Consider the following 3,193-nt stretch of genomic DNA (forward strand, 5'->3'; position numbering starts at 1 on the left):
GACGGCAGCTCAGCAGCTTGCGGATGTCGGTCGCGTCAGCGTGCACGCGGTACTGGTCGCAGAAGAGACACCCTTCGGTCGAGCGGCAGTCAGGCTGTACCGTGACCGAAGCCGCGATCGGCGCAGGCTTGTGGAATCCGATGCAGATGCCCACTGCGCTCCCGATGCTGCCCGCCGGGTCGTTGCCTGGCCCCAGCACGGTCTTCTCGACCGAAGCGAAAAACGCCCCCATCTCAGCCTTGTGCGCGGCATCCGTGCCGTTCGAGTACGAGCGCAGCGCCGTCTCCAGCGAGTGCCCCATCAGCCTGGCTGCGATGACGGGGCCGTGGTTGCTCACCGCCCAATCCTGCTTCGCCGCACGCCACTGACGCGCGCCAATGCGCGGCAGCACGATCCCGAGCGTGTCGAGTCGACGGTAAAGCCGCTCCAGGAATTTGGTTGAGAGACCCGTTAGCCGCCGCAGCTGTGCATGATGCCCGACGACGACGAACAACGCGTCCCACTCTGCGTCCTGCACCAGATACTCGCGCAACGCCAGATACGCCCTGAGCTTCGGCATGAAGCCCAGCGAGACGGTGAACGTAATCTCCTTCCCGCCTGCCCGGTACTTGACCTGACGAAACTTCTGACGCGCAACCGACGCATCCTGCAGGCTCGTGGCAAGCTCCGGACTCCACTTCATGGCTAGCAGTTGCGCGAGGTTGATGCCCGTTTCGGCAAGAAACAGCGCGGCGAAGCAAGAGGCCGCTATCGAAGCGTGCGAGCGTCGGATTGACGACTGCGCGTCCGCGTTCGCCGCCGCAAGATGTTTAGCTGTCAGTCCGGCGATCCTCCTCGAACTCTCATGCGGAGTATTAGCCCCTGTTTCGGCCATGCGCTTCGTGATGTCTTCGCGAGTACGTGGCTCTCCTGTCTCCAGATTCCAGCCGATCAGGCCGCGCGAGTCGTCGCCGTCGCTACGGCCGTAGATGTGCGGAACGAGGCAAAGATGCTCACCTCGCACCGTGGTCACGCGCACGGGGTACGGTTTGAAGTCGAGCACCAGCGTGCTGATGCTGCTGAAGAGCGCGTCGGCCCACGCGAGCAGGGCGGCCTGTGCCTCGGCGTCAGGCACAGCCGTCGGCACCCAGGCATCCTGTTGGTGGCGCAGCACCCTCGCGTCGGCGCAGAAGTCGTCGCTTCGGAAGAACTCACGTAGCATCGACAACAGACTGCGCTGATAGTGGGCGACGGAATTGCGGTTCAGGTTGCCTAGCGAGACCTGTTCGCGCCTCTCACGGAAGTACCGATGAACCGCCTCTGCGGTGGCCTTCTCGTCACAGAGCACCTGATGCAAGCCCTGGCTGTCGGCCCAGTTGACGAAATCAAGCACGACGCGCAAATCCATGAAGATCGTCACCGGACGCCTCGCGCCAAGTGTCATACGCCCGGAAAGCTGCGTCACCAGTAGACGTACTACCCCGGCGCGTTCGCTGCTGAAACTCGTATAGTCGAAAGTACGTCGTGTGCGCTGCGGGCTCGACGTGTCGCGCGTCAGGTAGCAGATCTGGCCGATATCGGAACGGCTGTTCACGCCTTCCCACCGGAGCAGCGCGCGCTCCGGGTGCAGCAGTATTGTGCCCTCCGCAAGCGGCATGCGAACTTCCTCGTACAGGCGGTTCATGCTGCCTCCACAGTGTCGAGGGTGCGCGTGACCAGCGTCGACAGGTGCGCTCCCCAGCCGTCCTGTACAGCGTCGAACAGCTTGCGGTTCTCCCTGAAGCCGAGGTACGCCTCGCTTGTAGATGGGCGGACGTGCCACATCAACTGCCGCAACTGATCGAGCGCCCGGGTGTACTTCGTCCCGTTCGCCGTCATCGCGTCGACCATGTTCAGCCCGAAAGTCGCGCGCAGGTCGTGGAAACTGAACTCGTACCTGGGGTTGTCGAGCCGCACACGCATCATGGGCAACAGTTCGTCCCGGATGAACTGGCGCACGGCCTGCCCGGTCTTGACGTGACGGCGCACGCGCGGGCCAGAGGTGAGCGGGTCGCGCGACGCGCGATCCTCGTAGAGCGGCGCACCGCGATGGCTCAGAAAGAGCGCCTGGTCGAAGTGATCGCCGCCATCTGCCATCTGGCGGCGCTTGCGCGCACGATCGCTGTGCACGTAGATGTACAGCCGCTCATAGAAACCGCGCGGAACGTGCAACACGCCCTTAACACCGCCCTTCGTGTCGATGCCGGTACCTGGCCCGCAGGCGAGACGGATGTCGTCGCCGTGAAACCCGTCAGGCTTGCGCATCACGTGTTTCGCACGCACGGTCAGTACCGTCTGGATGCGGGCGCCTGTCAACAGCGCGAACAGATGAACGAGCGTCATCTCGATGTTGCCGAGTGTGGCTAACGATTCAAGCAGCGCCGACTGCTCGGCAGAGGGGAGCGGGCGCAGGCGACCACCGTCCTGGATGTGATCGTCCCACGGGTCTTCTGCGCGCCGGCCACTGATCGACAGGTCCGTGGTCTTGACTTCGATCACGCTGCTGAAGCCCTTCTGGTCCTTGAACTCAATGAAACGATCAGATTCGACCCACGGCGCGTTCGTGGGTCGAAAGCCTGCTTCGGTCATCATCCAGCGATAAAAGCGCACCACGGTACCCATACGACGCCTGGCAACGCCCGGAGACAGCTCGCCGGCCTGCACGGCCAGCTTGATCGAGCCGCTATATCGGTAGGTCGGACGTTGCCGCTTGTTCACAGGGAAGACGAGCCAGTCGATACCCTCGTCATCCAGATAACGACGGAACGCTACCAGGTCGTCAGCGATGCTGGCGAACGTCAGCATGTTCGGCGACGACTTCGACTCGATCATATCGATGAGCCAGAGGTTCGCCTCAGCCCACGGCGCGCCGTCAGCAAGTCGGACAACGGGAAAGAGAGGAAAGGTGCCAGCGATCCACTTCGGGCGGGTGTCGCGTCGCTTGCCGGTGTCGGGGTCTGCGAGCGGGACCGTGTGATAGATGGTGCCGCCCTCGGGAGTGGTGATACTCACCGGCGTCGCGCCGGGTGTGTCGCGGTCAACGACCTCGGTCAACGGCAGTTGCCAGATGGTCGTTCGTCTTGCTGTCATCGTGCAGATCCTCTGCTGTGTTTGTGCGGGTGTCCGCTTTAACACAGCCTGCGAGTATTAGAGAATCGTTACCGACTTGCGCATA

The 3,193-nt window shown here is 63.0% G+C and carries 2 protein-coding genes; both read right to left on the reverse strand.

What is annotated here, in order from left to right; all coding sequences use genetic code 11:
* Positions 1-1,663: hypothetical protein (locus HV711_RS33055; RefSeq protein WP_035479380.1), on the reverse strand; the 1,663-nt coding region annotated here is incomplete at its 3' end.
* Complete coding sequence (locus HV711_RS33060; protein ID WP_035479378.1) at positions 1,660-3,108, reverse strand: site-specific integrase; 1,449 nt, start codon at positions 3,106-3,108, stop codon at positions 1,660-1,662. The genes HV711_RS33055 and HV711_RS33060, both read right to left, overlap by 4 nt.
* Positions 3,109-3,193: the final 85 nt, after the last annotated feature.

The organism is Paraburkholderia phenoliruptrix (assembly GCF_902859825.1).
GTDB classification, from domain to species: domain Bacteria; phylum Pseudomonadota; class Gammaproteobacteria; order Burkholderiales; family Burkholderiaceae; genus Paraburkholderia; species Paraburkholderia phenoliruptrix.

Excerpts from the sequence above, each read along its gene's own strand:
- HV711_RS33060 (WP_035479378.1), bottom strand. The coding sequence starts at position 3,108 with ATGACAGCAAGACGAACGACCATCTGGCAACTGCCGTTGACCGAGGTC.